This window comes from Aeromonas sp. S41-2, assembly GCF_027705845.1.
GTDB lineage: Bacteria > Pseudomonadota > Gammaproteobacteria > Enterobacterales > Aeromonadaceae > Aeromonas > Aeromonas hydrophila.
Genome location: NZ_JAPDCG010000002.1, coordinates 199,158 through 221,643, shown reverse-complemented (window position 1 = coordinate 221,643; position 22,486 = coordinate 199,158). Strand labels below are relative to the sequence as shown.

Below are 22,486 nucleotides of genomic sequence, written 5' to 3'. Positions count from 1 at the left end.
ATGCCATGATCTGGCAGCATCGCCAATAAAAATATCAGCGACTTGCTAATGCCAACACTTCTGCCAACTCTTGGCAACTACGCAACATTTCATCAGTGCTCAAGGTTGGGTGCACCAGCATCATCAAACTGGTTTCGCCCAATAACTTGGCATGTGGCAAACGTTGTTGTGGCCGCCATGGCGTATTGTCGAAGGCTTTTTCCAAGTAAACTTCGGAACAACTGCCTTGATAGCAAGGCACGCCACGAGCTGTGATTTCATCAATGATCCGATCACGACTCCAACCTTCTGCCAAATAGTCCTCATTGACGAAGAAATAGTGCTTGTATTCGGCGTGAATGAAACCGGCAGGCACGTCAACCAACCGCAGCAATGGATAATTGGCTGCGACGGCATCTAACTGAGCGGCGTTGGCAATACGTTTGGATGTCCACTCCTCCATTCTTTTGAGTTGAATACGGCCAATAACTGCCTGCATTTCCATCATGCGCCAATTAGTGCCAAAACTGTCGTGCACCCAGCGAAAACCGGGTGCATGTTGCTTGTGATAAACCGAATCATAACTTTTGCCGTGATCTTTATACGACCACATGGCATGCCACAGCGCTTTATCACTTGTAGTCACCATGCCCCCTTCACCACCGGTGGTCATAATTTTATCCTGACAGAAGCTCCAAGCCCCAACATGACCAATCGAGCCGACACTGCGCCCTTTATATTTAGCACCGTGTGCTTGAGCACAATCTTCAATCACATAAAAGCCATGCTCTGCAGCCAGTTGCATTATCGGATCCATATCCGCAGGCATCCCCGCCAGATGTACGACAATTACAGCCTTAGTATTTGGGGTAAGCACCTTTGCAATTGACTCAGCGGTAATGTTTTGACTGTTAAGATCAACATCAGCAAACACAGGATTGGCACCGGCAGTAACAATTGCGGAAGCCGAGGCTAAAAAAGTGCGCGGGGTAACGATAACATCATCCCCAGCCACGACGCCCAATGCCTTAAGGGCAACATCTAAAGCCAAGGTGCCATTTGCAAGCGCAATCGCATAATCAGTATCCACCCACGCAGCAAATTCTTTTTCAAACTCACGGCATTCATTGCCAGTCCAATAATTCACCTTATTGGATAAAACAACCTGACTAACAGCATCGGCTTCTTCTTGGGTAAAAGAGGGCCAAGGAGAAAACTTTGTATTTAACATATAAAATCCTGCAGCTCATAAAAATTATTGACCCAAAATTTGGGCAAATGATCACTATCAACGGAATTAATTATCTGAGGGTGAATATTCTGACCTGAATCCTTTATTCCGATCGTTATCCAACCCAATTTATTAGGACCAACAAAGTCCTTTGTTAAATTATCTCCCACATACACAAAACCACTCGCATCTAAATATTTTTTTTGTAAATATTCAAATCGTCCTAATTGCGGTTTAGTCTCCTGCCATTCCTCAGAAACTAAAATCTCATAATGATCAAGTCCTAACGAGCTTATTTTTAACCTTTGTGACACTGAGCGACCATCTGTAATGATTGCAATTGCCTTGGAAAATGGCTCAACCTTCAATAAAAAATCTACAACCCCCTCACGTAAAGTAATATCTGGAGCATGTAATCTATAAATCCAGATAAAACTATCTTTCAGTGCCAATGGTAAACCGAGGAAGTAACAAATTTCTGAAAGCACATCCTTATTCCCCTTAACTGCATCATCTATTACTGAATAAATATCTTTATCGTATAGAGATTTTATAACCTTACATATAGCCTGATAACCAGAAGTCTGATATTCAAGTTCAGAGAATAATGTGTCGTCAAGGTCAAAAACCCAAACTAAGTTATTCGGTAGCATTACGAATCAAAACCTTTGCATCATATCTGAGCATCATTAATCCAGATTCCCACCCATCAAAGAATGCCAGACTCAAGCCCAATAAATACTCGTTTATGAGCCACTGAGGATAATGTGCCCCTGACTCATATGCTAATGGATAACCACCACCAAAACGAGGATTAATCTCTAGACCTTTAATTTCCTGAGACTTTTCATTTACAAAGAATTGAAATGTAATACAACCTCTAGCACCGGGGAGATACATCAGTTTAGGTAAAAGATAATCATAAACAAAATTTTTCTTGGTAATACCTTTGCTTACCTCTCCCCCCCTAATTTCAAGTCTTTTTCTAGGAATAAGACAAATTAAATTACCGTTATCAGTATAATAGCCATCTACCGTATACTCACTGAATGTTTTCGGTATTAATTCCATAAACATATTTTTATCGTCAGTAAGAACATTCTCAGTTAACTCACTGGGACTACTAACAGCAAATGCACCGACGCTACAACTTCCGTCATATGGTTTACAAAAACAAGGGTATTTTAACTTGCTTTTGTTATATATTTCAGGTTGATCTATATCATGCTCAGCAAAAAACTTCGCTGTCATCCTCTTATCACGGCAATACGAAACAAATTCAATCGATGAAATAACAATTTGAATTCCCTTCGCTAAAAATGACTCTCTAGCATTTGATAACAACAAAAGTTCAGTATCAATTGTTGGTACAACCAAACCTACATCATTTTCAGAACAAATATTTTCCAAGGTACTTAAGTAATCATCACATGATACTCGTGGAACTTTAAAAAAACCATCCGCAACCTGACAAGCAGATGAAAGTTCAGGAGCCATATCAGTACAATAGACATTGCCATGAGGAAAAATGGTTTTTAAATCTCTCTGAAACTCCTGAACCAGCTCAACTCGCCTACCCGCAGAAAGTATTAAAACATTACTTTTCATTATTTTTCCCTTCGAATTCAGGCATCGTGACATGATCATTTGCAGATATACCATCTTTGATTAAAACTTTTTTTACCGTCAAGAGCAGAATTTTAAAGTCCAACCAAAATGAACGGTTATCAACATACCACACATCCAGTTTGAACTTATCTTCCCAACTAATTGCATTACGGCCATTGATCTGAGCCCAACCGGTGACACCGGGGCGTACCCCATGGCGGCGCGCTTGTTCTTTGCTGTAAAGTGGCAGATATTGCATCAACAGGGGTCTTGGCCCAACCAAAGACATGTCACCTTTTAATACATTCCACAGCTCAGGCAACTCATCCAAACTGCTGCTGCGCAATTTATTGCCAAACGGTGTCATTCGCTCAGCATCCGGCAAAATGTTACCATGTACATCCGTTGCATCTTTCATGGTACGAAACTTAACCATCTCAAACGGTCTACCATTTAAGCCAGGCCGAGTTTGCCGAAACAACACAGGCGAGCCAAGATTCTTGCGGATTTTCCATGCAACCAAGGCGATGATGGGAGAAAACAATAATAGTGCACCAAAGGAGGCAACTATATCAAATAAACGCTTCATTTTACCTCCTCAAATACCGCAACGAATTTTTTAACGCCACGCGCTAACGACAGGTGTTTATGATAAAACTCATGGGCATTACTTGCCATTTGCTGACGTTCATCAGCATTAAGTGCAACCAATTGCTCAACGGCGTTGGCTAATGACTGAGCTGAATTGGCTTTACAGCATACCCCAGCCTGGGCATTTTCTATCAACTTGGCAGCATCGCCATCAACCCCCATCACAATTGGCTTGCCAACAGCTAAATAAGCTTGAGTGCGCGAAGGAATGGTAATGGAAAAAAGCTCATCATCAGTTAAATGCACTAACAATGCATCCGCTGCTTTTAATAAAGTACCCACCTCTTGCATGGTAACTCTTGGTAAAAAAAAGATATTATTCAGTTGCAACTCCGCAACTTGTTGCTGTGCTGCAGCTTTTGCAACTCCATCACCAATCAACACAATATTAGCACTAACATTACGCTGACTAAGTAAATGCGCGGCTTCGACGATGGCAGGTAACCCTTGTGCAAAACCCAAATTCCCCGCAAATACAATATTTAATTTATCATTGGCAGGGAGTGATAACGGTGTTGCACGGGAATGTATCAATGCACTTTCATCACACCAATTATAAATTATTTCAATTTTTGAATCAGGAATACCTTTGGCTACCAATCTTTTTTTAAAACCTGGTGATAGCACCACAATTTTCGCAGCCCGACGATAAACAAAGTGACAAACTTTATCGACAATTGCCAGTGCCTTCGGATTTGTAAGCATCCCTGTTGCCGCTAGCGTATCCGGCCACAAATCCTGAATATCAGTAATAAAGGGCGCTCGTCTAAACATGCCAATAAAAAGAGCCGCAAGCGAGGTAGTGAGTGGGGGATGGTAGCTATAAATAACATCAGGCTTGCTTACCTTAATCAAACCACATAGTAGGGAACTTGCAGCAAAAGAAATATAATTAAAAATTCGTTTAAATGCAGAACCATCATGGCTTGGGTATAGCGGTACACGATGAACTACAACGCCATCGATTAGCTCTTTTTGATAGGCGTTTATCTTATAGCCATCATAGACTTTGCCACCAGGATAATTAGGGAAACCTGTGATAACCTCTACTTGGTGCCCATTATCAACCAACGTTTTAGCAAAAAGCAAGCCCTTGAAAGTTGGTTCAGGATCAAACCACTGCGTAACAATTAGAATTTTCAAAGCAACACCAACCATTATCATAAGTGCAAGAAAAAATCGCTTTTTCTTGCACTGTTTTTATTAATACTGCTTCCATACCACGCGCATGACATAATCGCGGTAACTGTGCACAATACGCACAATCTTGTCGGACACATTCGGCATGCTGTAGTCTGCAACAGGTCGCAATAAACGCTCATTCCCGGCCGGTTGCGAATCCAATACTTGCAGTGCTTGAAATACCCGCTCGACGTCTAGCCCTACCATCATGACCGAAGCCTCTTCAAACGCTTCTGGCCGCTCATGGGCTTCCCGAATATTCAGTGCCGGGAAATTCATGATGGATGACTCTTCGCTGATAGTACCGCTGTCTGATAAAACCGCCGTAGCGGATTTCTGCAGTTTGTTATAGTCGTGAAAACCTAATGGTTTTAATAACTGCACCAAGGGGTTAAACTCAAGCCCTTGCTCCTCGATACGCTTACGGGTTCGCGGATGGGTGGAAACAATCACTGGATAGCCATATTTTTCAGCCAAACCATTCAAGATCTGGCCCAACTTTCTCAGATTTTTCGGTGAATCGACGTTCTCTTCACGATGGGCGCTGATCACAAAAAATTTGCCTGCTTCGAGTTGCAAGCGGCTTAATATATCTGAACCGTCAATCTGCGGCATGTAGTGGTTGAGCACTTCAAACATCGGGCTGCCGGTTTTAATGACGCGGTCAGCAGGTATACCCTCAGCCAATAAATAGTCACGAGCAATACTGCTGTAGGTCAAATTAATATCGGCGGTGTGATCCACTATGCGGCGGTTAATCTCCTCCGGCACGCGCATATCAAAGCAACGGTTACCAGCTTCCATATGGAAGGTGGGAATTTTACGACGCTTGGCTGGGATGACAGCCATACAACTGTTGGTATCACCGAGAACAAGCATGGCATCGGGATTAACCTCAGCCAATACCTTATCCACACCAATGATCACATTCCCTATAGTTTCAGCTCCGGTTCTGCCAGCTGCACTCAAAAAATAATCAGGCTTGCGTACACCCAAGTCATCAAAAAAAACTTGATTTAATTCAAAATCATAATTTTGACCAGTATGAACCAAAATATGTTCGCAATGTTCATCTAACGCGGCTAGCACTCGCGATAGACGGATAATTTCTGGGCGCGTGCCCACGACGGTCATTACTTTCATTTTATTTTTCATCATAGTCAACAGGCTCATGCTAATGGGCAGGCAATAGTGTCAGGCTTGCTACGGTCAAAAACCTCATTTGCCCACAGCATTACGATTAACTCTTCTTCACCGATATTAGTGATATCGTGCGTCCAACCTGGTACGGTTTCGATTATTTTATACTCACCAGCATCAACGGAAATTGAATATTCCTCACCAGTAATGATCTGCTTAAAGCGATATTTTGCAATCCCTTTAATTACTAAAAACTTTTCATTTTTGGTGTGATGATAATGGCCACCACGAGTCACTCCAGGATGAGCGGTGAAAAAAGAAAATTGCCCTGCAGATGGCGTTTTTAACATCTCAACAAAGCTGCCGCGTGGATCGGTATAACCCGGCACAGTATAGGAAAACTCACTGGGTGAATAATAACTTAAATAGGTAGAATAAAGGGCTCGCATTAGCCCGGTCCCTACCTCCTCAGTAGTCAAGTTAATTCGGCTTTGTTTAAATTTCTGCAAAGTTTCAGCCACGGCCCCAACTGTGGTGTGATAAACAGGCTCAACTTCTTTATAACCACCTTGTCGATTATCATCCCTTAGCAAAGTGATAAAGTTGGCACACACATCATCGATATAGACCAACGCCAAAGGCGCATTGGCATCATGAATTGTGATGGGCAAATTATGCACAGTATTGTGACAAAAAGTAGCAACTGCGGAGTTATAGTTTGGGCGACACCATTTACCAAACACATTGACCAAGCGATACACATACGCTGGGCTACCCGTTTGACGCATATAATCAAGGGCGACTTGCTCTGCGGCCGCCTTGCTTTTACCATAGGCATTGTCGCGATCAGCCTGAATGGATGACGTTAATACCAGCGGAATGTGGCGGCCAGTCTCAATTAACAAGGAAACCAGGCTTTGGGTTAAATCGGTATTTCCTTGAGTAAATTCAATTTCATCTTTAGGTCGATTAACACCAGCCAAATGAAATACAAATTCAGTTTTGGCAACCATATCAGCTAGATCAGCATAAGAATGGTCTTGGTCAAAACATATCACATCAGTAAAACCTTGTTCGGCTAAATATATCCGCAGGTTTTTGCCAATAAATCCGTTGGCGCCGGTGACAAGAACTTTCATTTATACCCCTTCTGGCACGAGCAGGCTACCAGCCTCAATATCCCTAATAAAATCGAGCTTATGCAGCAATTTGACCATACCAGCAACATCTAAACGCTCGGTATTGTGGGAGTTGTAATCTTCAACAACCGACAAATCCTTTTCGCCCTCTTCATTATACTTGGAGTAGTTCAAATCACGATTGTCCGATGGAATACGGTAATAGCCGCCCTGGTCTTCAGCTACAAACATCTCTTCACGGCTACACAAGGCCTCATAAAGTTTTTCGCCATGGCGGGTACCAATCACATTGACATGATGATCAGGCTTTTTTGTTATTCGCAGCAACGCTTTGACCAGCACGTCGATAGTGGCTGCCGGTGCTTTTTGCACAAAAATATCACCGTTCGTGCCATGTTCAAAGGCGTGCAACACCAGATCGACCGCGTCATTGAGCGTCATCATAAAGCGAGTCATATTGGGGTCGGTGACAGTCAGCGGGTCACCGCTGATGATTTGGCGTAAGAACAAGGGAATAACAGAACCACGGGAAGCCATCACGTTGCCATAACGAGTAGCGCTGATCACAGTCTTGGCCGGATCAACGTTACGTGATTTAGCTACAATCACCTTTTCCATCATTGCCTTGGAGATCCCCATAGCATTGATAGGATATACTGCCTTGTCGGTGCTTAGACAAACAATCCGTTTCACTTCATTTTGAATCGCCGCTTCCAATACATTCTCAGTACCCAATACGTTGGTCTTCACTGCCTCCAGAGGATGAAACTCACAAGATGGTACTTGCTTAAGTGCTGCAGCATGGTAAATGTAATCCACATCACGGGTCGCATTTAAAATGCTTTGATAATCACGCACATCACCAATATAAAACTTCAACTTGGAGTTATTGTATTTTTTGCGCATATCATCTTGTTTTTTCTCATCACGAGAAAAAATACGAATTTCTTTGATATCGGTATTTAAAAAACGTTCTAGTACTGCATTACCAAAAGAACCAGTACCACCAGTAATTAATAACTTCTTATTGTCAAACACACTTGCCATATTTAAACCTCATTGAAATTTTTATTCAACCCGCATGACGCAGTAACTTCTTCGCTATGGAATTAATTTTACCTGATATTTTACTAGGTAAAAACGTCACGAAAACGAACAAAAATGATGGCACTATAAAAAATGGTAATCTCGAATTTAAGTATGCTCTTATGAAATCGAAGTAGATACTTAGTCCATAAGAACGAGCCCTCAGGCCATAAGAAATCAATCTTTTCTTATATTCTTTCAAAAACAATTTATTAATCATTGGCTCTGTAGAAAGTGATAGCTTCGTAACAACAGCCAGAAGAAATTTCTGATAGTTTAAATTAGATGATATTTTATTTCTATCTGATAAAATATCGCTATTTTTAGCTGAAGAGTTCTTACCGAAATAATTTTCGCCATCGCCACCTAAGTGAAGCACCCCACTAGGAATGGCGCCATATGACCTAGTCTTATATATAAGACTTACAGCTAAATACACTTGAGTATATATGCAGTTAGACAAAAACTCCCTATCTAAACTTAGTTGCAATACTGTTTTACGGTGAAATATAAGGCCAGAAAATAGAATTGAATTATATATTATCTCAGGGAATTCAGACAACGCCACATGTTCTTTGTATGAATAATCAAATGTGCGGTTAACAACATCTATTGAGTGATCTGTGTACGGTGTAAAGTATATTTTCAGTTTTTTCTCATATATAGCTGCAATCAAATTATTTATTTCGCAACCAGCCACATAATCATCATCACTTAATAAAAATATGTACTCCGCATCATTAATGGTAAATGCATCCAATAAGTTTCGATCATACCCCATATTTTCATTGTTTTTATGAAAAATAACATCTACACTAATTTGGTCTTTATAAGCATTATAAATTTCTTTGATATCATCAATTTTAGGCGACATATCATCTTTAATGATGATATTAAAATCATTTTGTTCTACACCAACAAAATTATCTAGAATACGGCGAATTTGATCTGGTCTATTATAAGAAAGTATAACTACAGAAAGCAACATAATGTTCACACCTGAATATATATTTGTATAAAGGATTTATCTATACCTTTTGGCACTTGAATACTAACTTCTACATAAGTTAATTCTATATTTCTTAATAAAAAACCATGGAATTAATGCAGCAACCCACAATCCTAGCGAACTCAAATACACATCAAAAAAAACAGACATAAAGATGGGGTATAATGAAAGTGTATATAAATAAAGAGAGAATGATGAACCTTTTAATGCATATAAGTATATTTTTTTATGTAAAGCCCCGTAAAGCATCCCAAAAAAAATGATGCCATAAATACCCAAATCACAGTACATGAAATAAAATAGCGTATAGACATTTGTCACAAAAGGTTCAGGCGTATAAATTGCTGGGGGAGGTGCATTGTAATCAATACCGATAAAATCTAGGATACCTGGCGACAATAGCATAATTGTATTATTTTGAGGCACATGCTCTGTCATATAAGAAAAACCATACAAAGGGATGGAAAAATACTTCAGAATAGAATCTATTATTGAAACAAATATATTTCCATCTCCACCTTTATCAAAGGCTAAGATAAAAATAGAGAACGTCAAAATAAATAAAAAAACAAACAAACACAAATTTCTTTTTACATTAACTCCATTTAAAATGTATATTAGAAATCCTAAGAGGTAAATAAGTAAATAATTTCTTCCTGTTGTTATTATTGAAATAAAAACAACAATAACAAACCAAACAGCGAACATATATTTACCACTATAATTAAAAAACATTGCCGTAGCAAAAAAAACATATAAACTAAGCAACCTTATGAAATAATAAATATCATTTTTTGTCTCGTACGCCTTAAATATCAATTGTCTATAGGTTGCGAAATTAATAGCATTTTCAGCTGACACTCGTAAATAAAAAATGGCCAAGACCACCACCAGACTAACAAGCACAATCAAGTTCATTTTATTCGAAATAATAGCTTTATATTTTTCTGTCTTTACATTAGGTATTGATTTTTCTAAAAAATAAAATCCAAATGAAAATGCAATTACATATACAATAACAACAACATATGTTGTTAACGAGAGAGCCCCATATGTTTCATAAAAAAACAGATGAAGGAACATATTAAATGAAAACAATGTAACCAGCACATAAAATGGATTTAAAAGGCGCATTATCAGCCCCAAAATTAAATTATTAACAACTAATAAATATGATGTGGCAGCTAAACATGCTCCCTACAACAGCATACACGCCCCTTCCTTCAGCAGTTTACTTAGCTGGAGATACCAACCTCACATAAACTTGCACCATACAATATATAGCTAATTGCCTTATAAAAATATATGAATATTTCCATTTTCTATTAACGATAGAGCTAAATAGCAATCTAGAAAGAGAGTCAAGTGTATCTCTAACCCTATTGGGATTATATCTCCTAGCAAGAAATTTTCGCCCAAAAAGTTTATATACCACATCATCTTGCTCAGCCACATGATCAAATCCAGGAGTAAAACCACAGACTCCTATTTTATACTTATTGATGACCGAATCTAAGCAAAATTTATAATCAACGCCATCAACGAAATAGGATATATCATACCAGCCAATACTTCTAAGTGCATCTAGATTGATTAAACTACCACTATTTATTACCAAGTTAGTTTCACGAAATGAATATAAAACAACATCATCATCAATAATATTTTCTTCTTTGGAATTAAAGTTAATAACACTAAACTTCCCTAGCTCTTTTTTGTTCTTCTCATAGAAATTAACAATAAAGTTAAGTGTATCCGCTGAAAAAACTGTATCCTGGTCAAAAAAAAGCAAATGTGAATAACCGTCATAATATGCTTGAGCACATATCGCAGACATACCGATACCTAAACCAATATTCTGCCCTAACGTTAAATAGTGGAAGCCATCTTGATTTTGATGATTATCTCTTAGTGTTGATCTTTGAGGTGTGTTATCTAATACATATAAATCGAATCCCAACCTAAGAGCGATCTCGATACGCTTGGATAAGTTAACTGTCGGATTATAAACAATTATACCTATTGCAATTTTTTTATCTTTCAATTTTTCTTTCATTTAATAAAATACCTTGCGAGCCAAAAGAAACATCAAAATCATATCTAAACCAGCTCTACATACCCAAGTCCATGCAGCACCGGTTATACCAAAATGGTATACACCTATAATTAGAATCGGAATATATATAACAAACTCACACAAATGAACTATCGATGTAGCTTTGACATTACCACTTGCTTGCACGGTAGCATGGGGGATTTGTGCAATACTATTAAAAAGAATACCAATAACTAAAATTGATGCTACATGCCAAGATTTATCCGCGAAATCTTTATCAATCCATATCTCGATCCCCATTTTAGAAAAAATGGCAATCACCATACAAAAACAAAACATTACAACAAAAACCAATCTAACACATTGTTTAAATAAAATCTTTGCTTTGTTTTTATCATTGCTTAGCAACGAAGATATTTGTGGAAACAGCGCACTTGTTAATGCTGCAGGTATAATTAACAACCTAATAATAACTTCAAAGGGGACTGTGTAATACGCCAGTACGCTTGCTCCTACTACAGCTGAAAGTATGAATCTATCAGCAGTAACCATAAGTGGACTCAGTATATTCGAAAGCGTCATCCATGACCCAAAAGCTGCAAACTCGCTGATGATAGACTTATAAGACGTTAGTTTTATATACTTGACCTCGAGCACTTTTGATACATATAGTATATGTAATAACAATACGATGAAGCGTACAAATACCAAACTAACAACTATTATCGGAAGGTCAGCACCAAATAAATATACAGATATTGCAGGTAATGCGAAGTTTCCTACACCAAGTAATATCCTTAAGTAATTTACATATGAGAATTGCAAGTATGCTTCAAGTATCCCCTTAAACCCAGACGTCAATGTAGTCAGTGGAATACCTAACGAGGCTATCAACAAAGATATCGCAACCTGGCCCTGAAAATCTTGGTTTACGTTTAACCAATAAAAACCTAAAGGATAAGCCAATAAGGCAAGGATAGAACCACCAATAACACCTAGATAACAAATTAAAATAATACCGACACTCGCTACATTGGATAGATATGCTTTGCTCTCACTATACCTTAGCTTAGAAATAAGCTGGGTTAATGCACGACCCAAACCAAAATCAAAAAGACTGAAGTATCCAATCAGCACCCACACGAGGGTTAATATACCAAAAAGTTCAACTCCAATCTCTTTTAACAGATAAGGAATGGTTATACCTCCGACTAATAAAGGAGCACCACTTCCTATTAAATTCCAAATAGTATTTTTTCTTATTGACATTTACAATAAAACACCATAAAGATATACCTACATCACGCCTATTTGACGCGCCATTAATTTCAGATTTACTTCTGGAGTATAAAATCTATCACCTTACCATTTTTATCTTTATTAGAAAGTATTGGTTCTAAGTCTATAGGCCATGAAATAGCCAAATTTTTATCATCCCAAAGAATAGAGCTTTCTGATTCAGGGTGATAATAGTCAGTGCATTTATACACAAACTCCGCATTATCACTTGTGACATAAAATCCATGGGCAAACCCTTCAGGGATCCACAATTGCCGCTTATTCTCAGCTGATAGATGAACCCCAACCCACTGGCCGAAGGTCGGTGAGCGTTTGCGGATATCGACCGCCACATCAAACACTTCACCCGCCACACAGCGCACCAGCTTGCCCTGGGCATGGGGAGGCAATTGATAATGTAAGCCACGCAATACCCCTTTCGACGATTTGGAGTGATTATCCTGCACAAAATTAACCGGATATCCTACCGCCTCTTCAAACAACTTGTGATTGAAACTCTCAAAGAAAAAGCCACGCTCATCACCAAATACTTTTGGCTCAAAAATAAGTACGTCAGGAATCGTTGTCTTGATTACATTCATCTGTCTATCCACATTTGATTCAAATTTTATGGGGGAGCATTTTCCCTCCCCCCTATATCACATCAGGCTTTGGCAACCATTCTTAACAAATATTGTCCATAGGCATTCTTTGCCAATGGCACGGCGAGATCTCGAACCTGCTCGGTAGTAATAAATTTCTGGCGATAGGCAATCTCTTCTGGGCAGGCCACCTTCAACCCCTGACGGGTCTCGATGGTCTGAATAAAGTTGCTCGCTTCAATCAAGCTTTCATGGGTACCGGTATCCAGCCAGGCATAACCACGGCCCATCATGGCCACCGACAGATTGCCTTGTTCCAGGTAGATACGGTTCACATCAGTAATTTCCAGCTCACCACGGGGCGACGGCTTCAGGCTCTTGGCAATATCCACCACGCTGTTGTCGTAGAAATAGAGGCCGGTCACCGCATAGTTGCTCTTGGGCTCCAGTGGCTTCTCCTCCAGAGAGATAGCGGTACCCTCTTTATTAAATTCAACCACCCCATAACGCTCGGGGTCATGCACATGGTAGGCAAAGACGGTAGCACCACTCTCTTTGGCCGTGGCTGCTTCCAGCTGCTTCTGCAGGTCATGGCCGTAGAAGATGTTGTCGCCGAGCACCAGCGCACAGGGGTCTGACCCGATAAACTCTTCACCCAGAATAAAGGCTTGTGCCAACCCGTCCGGACTTGGCTGCACCTTGTACTGCAAATTCAGACCCCACTGGCTGCCATCACCCAGCAATTGCTCAAAGCGGGGAGTATCTTGCGGCGTGCTGATGATCAAAATATCGCGAATTCCCGCCAGCATCAGGGTGCTGAGCGGGTAGTAGATCATCGGCTTGTCATAGATGGGCAGCAGCTGCTTGCTCACTGCCATGGTCACAGGATAGAGACGGGTGCCAGAGCCACCGGCCAGAATAATGCCTTTACGTTTGGTCATGATGCTTGTTTCTTATTTTTAAATTGCAAAAGAAAAGGGTGGCTTGCGGCCACACCTTTCTGTTTTATCCCTGCCAGCCAGAGAGGCGTTCAACACATCTCTGGCCAGTGATTTATTTGCCCAGGATCTCGGTCAACATCCGCTCCACACCGACGGTCCAGTCCGGCAGCACCAGCTCGAAGGTACGCTGGAATTTGCTGGTATCAAGGCGGGAGTTATGGGGGCGTTTGGCCGGGGTCGGGAAGGCACTGGTCGGCACCGCATTGAGCTGCGTGACTGCCAGTTCAACCCCGGTCTCTCTGGCTTTGGCAAACACCAGTTGGGCGTAATCAAACCAGGTGGTGGTACCGGAAGCAATCAGATGGTACAGCCCGGCGACCTCGGGTTTGCACCGCGCCACGCGGATCGCATGGGCGGTGCAATCGGCAAGCAACTCGGCACCGGTCGGAGCGCCGAACTGGTCATTGATGACCGACATCTCGCTACGCTCTTTGCCAAAGCGCAGCATGGTCTTGGCAAAGTTGACACCCCGAGCGGCGTAAACCCAGCTGGTACGGAAGATCAGGTGACGGGAACAAAGCGCGGCCCCTTGTTCACCTGCCAACTTGGTTTCGCCGTAGACGTTAAGCGGTGACGTTGCATCGGTTTCTACCCAGGGGCGCTCACCGCAGCCATCGAACACATAGTCGGTGGAGTAATGCACCAACCAGGCACCCAATGCTTCCGCTTCTTTGGCGATAGCAGCCACGCTGGTTGCGTTAAGCAACTCGGCAAATTCACGCTCGCTCTCCGCCTTGTCGACTGCGGTATGGGCCGCAGCGTTGACAATCACGTCCGGCTTGACCAGACGTACCGTTTCGGCCACCCCTGCCGGGTTGCTGAAATCACCGCAATAGTCGGTGGAGTCAAAATCAACGGCAGTGATACGCCCCAGCGGCGCCAGTGCACGCTGCAGCTCCCAGCCGACCTGGCCATTTTTGCCAAACAGCAGAATATGCATCAAGCACGCTCCCCATTGTTCTGTTCAATGGAAGAATAATGCTGCTCAATCCAGGATTGGTAGGCACCGCTCTTGACGTTGTTGACCCACTGCTGGTGATCCAGATACCACTGTACGGTTTTGCGAATGCCTGACTCGAAAGTCTCCTCAGGCTGCCAATCAAGCTCGGCGCTCATCTTGCTGGCATCGATGGCATAGCGGCGATCGTGACCGGGGCGATCCGCCACATAGGTGATTTGATCGCGGTAGCGTCTCCCCTCACCCCGCCCCTCTCCCCCAAGTGGCGAGGGAGACAGAGGAACCATCTCGTCGAGCAGGTCACAAATGGTATACACCACCTCCAGGTTCTGCTTCTCGTTGTGGCCACCGATATTATAGGTCTCTCCGACCAAGCCCGTGGTCACCACCTTGTAGAGCGCGCGCGCGTGATCTTCCACATAGAGCCAGTCACGGATCTGGTCACCCTTGCCATAGACAGGCAGCGGCTTGCCATCCAGCGCGTTGAGAATGACCAGCGGGATCAGCTTCTCGGGGAAGTGGTAAGGACCGTAGTTGTTAGAGCAGTTGGTGACGATGGTCGGCAGCCCGTAGGTACGCCGCCAGGCGCGGACCAGATGGTCGCTAGAAGCTTTGGAGGCAGAATAGGGGCTGCTGGGGGCGTAAGGAGTGGTTTCAGTAAAGAGCGGCAATGCCTCACCGGCAGCCACTTCATCCGGATGGGGCAGGTCGCCATACACCTCATCAGTGGAAATATGGTGGAAACGGAAGGCCGCCTTGCGAACCTCGTCAAGGCCGTTCCAGTAGGCGCGTGCCGCTTCCAGCAACATATAGGTGCCGACAATATTGGTCTCGATAAAGTCAGCCGGGCCGGTGATGGAGCGATCAACATGGCTCTCGGCGGCCAGATGCATCACGGCATCCGGCTGGTGCAGGGCAAACACCCGATCCAGCTCTGCACGGTTGCAGATATCCACCGGCTCAAACGCATAACGCTCGCTTGTCGATACATCGGCCAAGGATTCTAGGTTGCCGGCATAGGTGAGTTTATCGAGATTGATAACGGAATCTTGGGTATCACGGATAATATGGCGCACCACGGCAGAGCCGATAAAGCCTGCGCCACCGGTAACAAGAATTTTCATTGATATGCGTTCTCTTGCGAAGAGTTGATATGGATGCGGTTGCGGGCTGAGCCAGAAATACAAGACCGCGTATAGGGTCTTTTAACATCACCAGAATGTGTATTGATGAGTGCTATTCAATCAAGTTAGCGACAAATGCTGTGGCTACCGCCCCTGGGTTACAGCCCCCAGTTTGCTGCTTTTAACCTGATTGTGCTTGCTGTTGGTCATCATGCCCTCCAGCATTGTTATATGTTGACAGCGCCGATTCGTAATCACGGTTGACTACATCAAAGATGCCACATTTGTGCAACACCTCTAAAACCGCACTGCTTTATCCCGATTGAACGTCGGATTCTATCCCTTTTTTTATAGAAATGAATAGTTAAAAATGGGCGATGCTGGCGATTTCGATAAAGATTCGATAGAGAACAAGTGGGTTCTTATGAGCACCAATCGAGTAATGTGATAATAAGCGCGTGTATTACGCTCACAAATCATTGCTAGATAAGGAAAAAAAAACGAAACCCTGCTGTTATAAGTACTAACCACATAAAAAACAGGGCGAACCTGATGGTTCGCCCTGTGACGGTAAGATAACGCAAGGAGAGATCTGTGGCTACTGTCAGCTTTTTCCTTTGCCACCCTCGGTATCGGTGGCTTGCCAGCCGCCGCCGACGGCTTTGTAGAGCGCGACCTGGTTGCTGAGCTGCGCCAGACGGGTACTGATCAGCCCCTGCTTGGCACCGAACAGCGAACGCTGGGCATCGAGTCGGGTGAGATAGCTGTCCACCCCCTTCTCGTAGCGCACCTCCGCCAGCTTGAAGTAGGTCTGGTTTGCCTCCACCAATGCCTGCTGCGCCTGCAGTTGCTGCTGATAGTCAGCCTGGGCACCGAGCGTATCCGCCACTTCCTTGAACGCGGTCTGGATGCTCTTCTCGTAGCTCGCCACCGCCTGCTTGGTGCTTACCTCGGCCACGTCCAGATCCGCGATACGCTTGCCGCCGTCAAAAATCGGCAGGTTGATCTGCGGCATGAAGGTCCAGGTGCCGGTGCCGCCGTCAAACAGTCCGCTCAGCTGGTTGCTGGCGGTGCCCGCCGTCGCGGTCAGCGAGATGCTCGGGAAGAAGGCCGCACGGGCGGCGCCGATATTGGCATTGGCCGCCTTCAGGCTGTGCTCGGCCGCCAGGATGTCCGGGCGCTGTTGCAGCAGGCTGGATGGGGCACCCACCGGGATGGCCGCCAGCTGCACCTCAGCCAGGGTCGCCGGCTGGGTCATCAGCGCGGGAACGCCAGTCCCGAGCAGCAGCGCCAGGCCGTTGCGATCCTGCTTCACCTGCCGTTGATACTGGGCCAGGCTCACTTTGGCACTCTCCAGCGCGGTACGGCCCTGGGCCAGCTCCATTTCGGAGGCGGCCCCCAGCCGGTACTTGTGCTCGGTCAGACCATAGCTCTCCTGCTCGGTGGCCAGGGTCGCCTCGCTCAGCGCAAGCAACTCCTGATCCGCCAGCAGGGTGAGATAGGCGTTGGCCACCGAGGCGATCAGCGCAATCTGGGTGCTGCGCTGGGTCTCCACCTGCGCCAGATAATTTTCCAGCGCCTGATCTTTGAGGCTCTGGATCCGGCCGAACAGATCCAGCTCGTAGGAGGTGATGCCGATGTTGGCACCGTACTGGCTGCTGATGGTGCCCTGCCCCGTGCTGCTGAGATCGTCCGATCCCTGCTGGCGGGTACCCGAGCCATTGGCCGCCAGGGTCGGCAGCTGGGCCGCCCGCTGGATCCGGTATCTGGCCTCGTAGGCCTCCACGTTGAGGGCCGCGATGCGCAGATCCCGGTTGTTCTCAAGAGCCGTGGCGATCAGCTGCTGCAGGGCAGGATCGAGGAACTGCTGGCGCCAGGGGGAGACCGCCGCCTCCCCTGCCGGGTTGCTCTGCCAGGCGGCGCCTTGCGGCAGCGTTGGGCGCTGGTAATCGGGGGCCATGGAACAGCCCCCCAGCAGCAGGGTCACGCTCAGGGCGATCAGGGTCTTAGTCATGTTTGATCTCCTCGGCATGGGCCAGACGCGCCTGCTTGGTGCTGTGCTTGGTGAAATAGCGCATCACCAGCACGAAGAACAGCGGCACGAAGAAGATGGCCAGCACAGTGGCACTGATCATCCCCCCCATCACGCCGGTACCGATGGCGTTGCGGCTGCTGGCGCCGGCACCGGTACTGATCACCAGCGGCAATACGCCGAGGATGAAGGCGAGCGAGGTCATCAGGATCGGACGCAGACGCAGGCGCGCCGCCTCCACCACGGCTTCGCTCAGCCCCATGCCCCTGTCATAGAGCTCCTTGGCGAACTCGACGATGAGGATCGCGTTCTTGGCCGACAGGCCTATGGTGGTCAGCAGACCCACCTGGAAGTAGACATCGTTCTCCAGCCCGCGCAGGGTAGCGGCCACAATGGCCCCCAGCACCCCGAGCGGCACCACCAGCATCACCGAGAACGGAATGCTCCAGCTCTCGTAGAGGGCGGCCAGACAGAGGAACACCACCAGCAGGGAGATGGCGTACAGGGCCGGTGCCTGAGAGCCTGCCTGCCGCTCCTGATAGGAGAGACCGGTCCACTCGATGCCGATACCTTCCGGCAGCTGCTTCACCATCTGCTCGATGGCGGCCATGGCGTCACCGGTACTCTTGCCCGGCGCCGCTTCCCCGACGATCTCCATCGCCGGCACGCCGTTGTAGCGCTCCAGCCGGGGCGAGCCGAAGCTCCAGTCGGTGCTGGCAAAGGCGGAGAAGGGCACCATCTGACCGGCGCTGTTGCGCACGTACCAGAGCTTGAGATCTTCCGGGTTCATCCGAAAGGGGGCATCCGCCTGCAGATAGACCTTCTTGACCCGGCCTCTGTCGACGAAGTCGTTCACATAGGCAGAGCCCCAGGCACTGGAGAGCGTGCTGTTGATGTCGCTGATGGAGAGCCCCTGCGCCAACGCCTTCTCGTAGTCGATCTTGATGTCGAGCTGGGGGGTGTCTTCCATCCCGTTCGGGCGCACCCGCACCAGGTTGGGATCCTGCGCCGCCATGCCGAGCAGCTGGTTGCGCGCCGCCATCAGCTTGTCGTGGCCCACGCCGGCCCGATCCTGCAGGAAGAAGTCAAAACCGGTCGCCGTCCCGAGCTCCGGGATCGGAGGCAGGTTGAAGGCGAACACCTGGGCTTCCTTGATGCTGAACAGGTAGCCCATGGCACGGCCAATGATGGCATTGGCGCTGCGATCCGGCGTGTTGCGCTCCTTCCAGTCTTTCAGCTTGATGAACGCCATGCCGCTGTTCTGACCGCTACCGGCGAAGCTGAAGCCCGCCACCGTCAGCACGGAGTCGACGTTATCCTTCTCGTTTTTCATGAAGTAGTCGCGCATGTCGGCCAGCACCACCTCGGTGCGCTGCTTGGTCGCCCCAACCGGCAGTTGCACCATGGACATGATGACCCCCTGATCCTCTTCCGGCAGGAAGGAGGTGGGCATGCGCATGAACAGGATGGCCAGTACCGCCAGCATGGCGGCGTAGATGATGCCGTAGCGCACCCCCTGCTTGACCACCTTGCGCACGCCGCTCTGGTAGCGGTTGGCGCTGGCGTCGAAGGCCCGGTTGAACCAGCCGAAGAAACCGCGCTTGGCACCGAACTCGCCATGCTTGATGGGCTTGAGCAGGGTGGCGCACAGGGCCGGGGTCAGGATCAGCGCCACCAGCACCGACAGCACCATGGCCGAGACGATGGTGAGCGAGAACTGGCGATAGATGGCACCGGTCGAACCGCCGAAGAAGGCCATAGGCACGAACACTGCCGAGAGCACCAGGGCGATCCCCACCAGGGCACCGGTGATCTGGGTCATGGACTTGCGGGTCGCCTCGAGCGGAGAGAGATCCTCCTCGCTCATCAGGCGCTCCACGTTCTCCACCACCACGATGGCGTCATCCACCAACAGGCCGATAGCCAGCACCAGACCGAACATGGTCAGGGTGTTGATGGAGAAGCCGAACGCCGACATGACGCCGAAGGTCCCCAGCAGCACCACGGGCACTGCGATGGTCGGGATCAGGGTGGCGCGGAAGTTCTGCAGGAACAGATACATCACGCAGAACACCAAGAAGATCGCCTCCACCAGGGTCTGTACCACCTCCTCGATGGAGATCTTCACGAACGGCGTAGTGTCGTACGGGTAGACGATCTCCATGTTGGCCGGGAAGTAGGTGGAGAGCTCATTCAGCTTGCCACGCACCTTCTCGGCGGTATCCAGCGCGTTGGCACCGGTCGCCAGCTTGATGGCTACCGCCGCGGTGGACTGACCGTTGTAGAGCGCCTCGGCATCGTAGCTTTCGCCGGCCAGTTCGACCCGGGCCACGTCTTTGAGCCGCACCTTGGAGCCGTCCTGGTTCACCCGCAGCAGGATGTCGTTGAACTCCTCCACGGTGGAGAGCCGGGTCTGCCCCATGATGGTGGCGGTGAACTGCTGATCGGTCACCGCCGGGGTGCCCCCCAGTTTGCCGAAGGCCACCTGGGTATTCTGCGCCTTGATGGCGGCCTGCACGTCACCCGGGGTCATCTGCACCCGGTTGAGCTTGTTGGGATCGAGCCAGACCCGCATGGAGTACTGGCTGCCGAACAGGGTGATGTCCCCTACCCCGTCCAGACGGCTGAGCGGCTCCTTGATGTTGGCCACCACGTAGTCGGCCAGGTCATCGTTGGTCATGGCGCCATCTTTGGAGATGAAGGCGGCCACCATCAGGAAGCTGCTGGAGGTCTTCTGGACCCGGATCCCCTGCTGCTGCACCTCTTGCGGCAACAGCGACATGGCTTGCTGCAGCTTGTTCTGCACCTGCACCTGGGCGATGTCGGGGTCGGTCCCCGGCTGGAAGGTGAGGGTGACCGATACCCGGCCGGAGGAGTCCGACTGGGAGGACATGTAGAGCAGGTGATCCAGCCCGGTCATGTTCTGCTCGATGATCTGGGTCACCGAGTCTTCCACCGTCTTGGCGGAGGCCCCCGGGTAGCTGGCGGAAATGCCCACCGCCGGCGGCGCAATGCTAGGGTACTGGGCGACCGGCAGCTTGATGATGGCCAGGCTCCCCGCCAGCATGATCACCAGGGCGATCACCCAGGCGAAAATGGGTCTGTCTATGAAAAATCGTGCCATGAGGCGACTACTCCATCCTACTTGTTGGCCGGGGCATTGGCCGGCGCCTGGGCAGACTGCGCAGCGGCACTCTGTTCAGCAGGTGCCACGACGACCCCGGGTTTTACCTTTTGCAGGCCGGCGACGATCACCCGTTCGCCCGCCTTGAGACCGGATTCCACCACCCAGTCACTGCCGACGATGCGGCCCAGCTGCACTTCACGCAGCTCCACCTTGTTGTCCGCCGTCACCACCATTACGGTGGCGCCGCCTTTCGGGGTACGGGTCACCGCGGTCTGCGGCACCAACAGCCCTTCGGCGCGCTCGCCCTCCTGCAGGGTGGCACGCATGAACATGCCCGGCAGCAGCAGCTGATGAGGGTTGGGGACGATCACCCGCAGGGTCACCATGCCGGTGGTCTCATCCACGGTCACGTCGGAGAACTGCAGCGAGCCCTCTTCGCCGTAGGTGGAGCCATCTTCCAGCTGGAAGCTCACCCGGGCGCCTTTCTGCTCGTCTTGGGTCAGCTTGCCGGCCGCCACCTGGCGCTTGAGGCGCAGCAGATCGGCGGTGGACTGGCGCACGTCCACATACATGGGATCGAGCTGCTGGATGGAGGTGAGGCTGTCGGCCTGCTGGGCCGTCACCAGGGCACCCTCGGTCACCGCGGACTTGCCGATGCGGCCGCTGATGGGGGCCGTGATGCGGGTGTAGGCCAGGTTGATGTTGGCGGTCTGCAGCGCCGCCTTGGCGGCACCGATTTCGGCCAGCTGCTGCTTCCAGGCCGCGTCGGCGTCGTCATACTCCTGGCTGCTGATGGCTTTCACCTTCACCAGCTCGGCATAGCGCTTGGCCTTGAGGCGGGCACTCTGCTCGTTGGCCTGCGCCTTGGCCAGGTTGGCCTTGGCACTGGCCACCGCAGCCTGATAAACGGCGGGGTCGATCTGGTACAGCAGCTGGCCGGCCTTGACGTCGCTGCCCTCGGTAAAGAGACGCTTGAGAATGATGCCGCTCACCTGGGGGCGCACCTCGGCGACCCGCAGCGGGGCGCTGCGACCGGTCAGCTCGGTGGTGAGCTGCAGTGGCGCCGTGTGCAGGGTGACGACATCCACCGCGGCCGGCGGCATCGCACCGGGCCCCTGCTGGGCACTGCCCTGTTCGCCGCAAGCGGTCAGCAGACCGCTCGCCAGCAGCGCAAGGCCGACTGAACGTGCGAGAATATGTTTATGCATGGAGAACCTGAGCCTCTGTCTATCAATGAATAACCACAGGGTTTATAGGACCCGGTTGGTAAAATCGGAAAGATG

The 22,486-nt window shown here is 48.0% G+C and carries 19 protein-coding genes; all 19 read right to left on the bottom strand.

What is annotated here, in order from left to right; all coding sequences use genetic code 11:
• Nucleotides 1–34 precede the first annotated feature (34 nt).
• Nucleotides 35–1,210, bottom strand: a complete 1,176-nt coding sequence (locus OKC44_RS05560) for a DegT/DnrJ/EryC1/StrS family aminotransferase (protein ID WP_270811492.1) — start codon at nucleotides 1,208–1,210, stop codon at nucleotides 35–37.
• Complete coding sequence (locus tag OKC44_RS05555; protein ID WP_270811490.1) at nucleotides 1,204–1,863, bottom strand: HAD family hydrolase; 660 nt, start codon at nucleotides 1,861–1,863, stop codon at nucleotides 1,204–1,206. The genes OKC44_RS05560 and OKC44_RS05555 overlap by 7 nt, the downstream gene beginning before the upstream one ends.
• Nucleotides 1,850–2,818 (bottom strand): ATP-grasp domain-containing protein, encoded by a 969-nt coding sequence (locus OKC44_RS05550; RefSeq protein ID WP_270811488.1) that lies wholly within the window; start codon nucleotides 2,816–2,818, stop codon nucleotides 1,850–1,852. The genes OKC44_RS05555 and OKC44_RS05550 overlap by 14 nt, the downstream gene beginning before the upstream one ends.
• Nucleotides 2,808–3,407, bottom strand: a complete 600-nt coding sequence (locus OKC44_RS05545; protein ID WP_270811486.1) for a sugar transferase — start codon at nucleotides 3,405–3,407, stop codon at nucleotides 2,808–2,810. Before OKC44_RS05545 ends, OKC44_RS05550 begins: the two co-directional genes overlap by 11 nt.
• Nucleotides 3,404–4,633 (bottom strand): glycosyltransferase family 4 protein, encoded by a 1,230-nt coding sequence (locus tag OKC44_RS05540; RefSeq protein ID WP_270811484.1) that lies wholly within the window; start codon nucleotides 4,631–4,633, stop codon nucleotides 3,404–3,406. Before OKC44_RS05540 ends, OKC44_RS05545 begins: the two co-directional genes overlap by 4 nt.
• A 39-nt stretch (nucleotides 4,634–4,672) precedes the next feature.
• Complete coding sequence (gene wecB / locus OKC44_RS05535; RefSeq protein ID WP_270811483.1) at nucleotides 4,673–5,809, bottom strand: non-hydrolyzing UDP-N-acetylglucosamine 2-epimerase; 1,137 nt, start codon at nucleotides 5,807–5,809, stop codon at nucleotides 4,673–4,675.
• Between the two features lie 11 nt (nucleotides 5,810–5,820).
• Entirely contained in the window at nucleotides 5,821–6,930 is a 1,110-nt protein-coding gene (gene wbjC, locus OKC44_RS05530) for a UDP-2-acetamido-2,6-beta-L-arabino-hexul-4-ose reductase (RefSeq protein WP_270811482.1), read from the bottom strand.
• A complete protein-coding gene (locus OKC44_RS05525) occupies nucleotides 6,931–7,977 on the bottom strand; it encodes a polysaccharide biosynthesis protein (RefSeq protein WP_270811481.1) in 1,047 nt (348 codons plus the stop codon).
• Nucleotides 7,978–8,002: 25 nt separating this feature from the next.
• Nucleotides 8,003–9,004 (bottom strand): glycosyltransferase family 2 protein, encoded by a 1,002-nt coding sequence (locus tag OKC44_RS05520; RefSeq protein ID WP_270811480.1) that lies wholly within the window; start codon nucleotides 9,002–9,004, stop codon nucleotides 8,003–8,005.
• A gap of 63 nt (nucleotides 9,005–9,067) precedes the next feature.
• Nucleotides 9,068–10,159, bottom strand: coding sequence for an O-antigen polymerase (locus OKC44_RS05515; protein WP_270811472.1), 1,092 nt, complete (start codon nucleotides 10,157–10,159; stop codon nucleotides 9,068–9,070).
• Between the two features lie 97 nt (nucleotides 10,160–10,256).
• Entirely contained in the window at nucleotides 10,257–11,081 is an 825-nt protein-coding gene (locus tag OKC44_RS05510; protein ID WP_270811470.1) for a glycosyltransferase, read from the bottom strand.
• The gene (locus OKC44_RS05505) at nucleotides 11,082–12,350 is read right to left on the bottom strand and encodes a flippase (RefSeq protein WP_270811468.1); all 1,269 of its coding nucleotides are present in this window, start codon (nucleotides 12,348–12,350) and stop codon (nucleotides 11,082–11,084) included. It lies immediately after the preceding gene.
• 65 nt (nucleotides 12,351–12,415) lie between these two features.
• Nucleotides 12,416–12,961 (bottom strand): dTDP-4-dehydrorhamnose 3,5-epimerase, encoded by a 546-nt coding sequence (rfbC, locus tag OKC44_RS05500; protein ID WP_270811466.1) that lies wholly within the window; start codon nucleotides 12,959–12,961, stop codon nucleotides 12,416–12,418.
• Nucleotides 12,962–13,023: 62 nt separating this feature from the next.
• The gene (rfbA, locus tag OKC44_RS05495; RefSeq protein ID WP_270811464.1) at nucleotides 13,024–13,902 is read right to left on the bottom strand and encodes a glucose-1-phosphate thymidylyltransferase RfbA; all 879 of its coding nucleotides are present in this window, start codon (nucleotides 13,900–13,902) and stop codon (nucleotides 13,024–13,026) included.
• A 112-nt stretch (nucleotides 13,903–14,014) separates the two neighbouring features.
• Nucleotides 14,015–14,902, bottom strand: a complete 888-nt coding sequence (rfbD, locus tag OKC44_RS05490) for a dTDP-4-dehydrorhamnose reductase (protein ID WP_270812124.1) — start codon at nucleotides 14,900–14,902, stop codon at nucleotides 14,015–14,017.
• On the bottom strand, nucleotides 14,902–16,044 hold the full coding sequence (gene rfbB / locus OKC44_RS05485; RefSeq protein ID WP_270811463.1) for a dTDP-glucose 4,6-dehydratase: 1,143 nt from the start codon (nucleotides 16,042–16,044) through the stop codon (nucleotides 14,902–14,904). Before rfbB ends, rfbD begins: the two co-directional genes overlap by 1 nt.
• A 604-nt stretch (nucleotides 16,045–16,648) precedes the next feature.
• Nucleotides 16,649–18,058, bottom strand: a complete 1,410-nt coding sequence (locus OKC44_RS05480) for an efflux transporter outer membrane subunit (RefSeq protein ID WP_270811461.1) — start codon at nucleotides 18,056–18,058, stop codon at nucleotides 16,649–16,651.
• Nucleotides 18,051–21,200: an efflux RND transporter permease subunit gene (locus OKC44_RS05475; protein ID WP_029299709.1), complete on the bottom strand. Its 3,150-nt coding sequence runs from the start codon at nucleotides 21,198–21,200 to the stop codon at nucleotides 18,051–18,053. Before OKC44_RS05475 ends, OKC44_RS05480 begins: the two co-directional genes overlap by 8 nt.
• A gap of 17 nt (nucleotides 21,201–21,217) precedes the next feature.
• A complete protein-coding gene (locus tag OKC44_RS05470) occupies nucleotides 21,218–22,411 on the bottom strand; it encodes an efflux RND transporter periplasmic adaptor subunit (RefSeq protein WP_029299706.1) in 1,194 nt (397 codons plus the stop codon).
• Nucleotides 22,412–22,486: the final 75 nt, after the last annotated feature.